Source organism: Proteus sp. fly-1067 (assembly GCF_040139345.1).
Classification (GTDB): Bacteria; Pseudomonadota; Gammaproteobacteria; order Enterobacterales; family Enterobacteriaceae; genus Proteus; species Proteus vulgaris_B.
The window spans coordinates 1-597 of the sequence record NZ_JBEEUL010000166.1; the positions used below are offsets into that span (position 1 = coordinate 1).

1 protein-coding gene is annotated in these 597 nt (G+C 40.9%); it reads right to left on the reverse strand.

Annotated elements, in window-relative coordinates; genetic code table 11:
* Nucleotides 1-597, reverse strand: a 597-nt coding sequence (locus ABN217_RS19790) for a YhdP family protein (protein WP_349459933.1), incomplete at both ends; no start/stop codon positions are given.

Below are 597 nucleotides of genomic sequence, written 5' to 3' on the forward strand. Positions count from 1 at the left end.
GTCTAAACCTGCGGTAAATTCGACTGTCAGAGCCATTGGCTCAGCGGCTGAATTAGGAAGTTTGATTTCAACATGACTTTTCCAGTCACTGGTTCCGGAAAGTTTTTGCTTGATTGAATTAGGTAATTGAGCGATTTTTGCCACATCCCAATTGCCAGCTAAATCGACATTCACTTGGTAGTTTTTCGGAGTGTCCGCCGTTGAAAAATTGATATCAACAGGCTGACCAAACCAATGACCTTGCAATTTATCGCTGCTCAAATCACCGTTATTAAACTGAAAACTACCACTAAGCGCAGTTAATTTGCTATCAATTGATTTAATAAATAAATCATTTTTATTCAAGTGAACATGGCCTTTTGCCACAACATCTTGACCTTGAGACAACGGAATGGCCAATGACAGATCACCTGTTATTCCACCGCCTATTTGCAGTTCATCTAGCGTGTCGCCAATAGAATGCTTCATGGGTGTCGAGGTGAAATAATGCTGAATTTGAGCCCCAGTGCCTGCAATATCGGCGTTAATAAATAACATTTCATGCAGATAATTAGGAATGTCTGCCGTTAAGTTTGTCGCGGTAGCATCACCTAACTT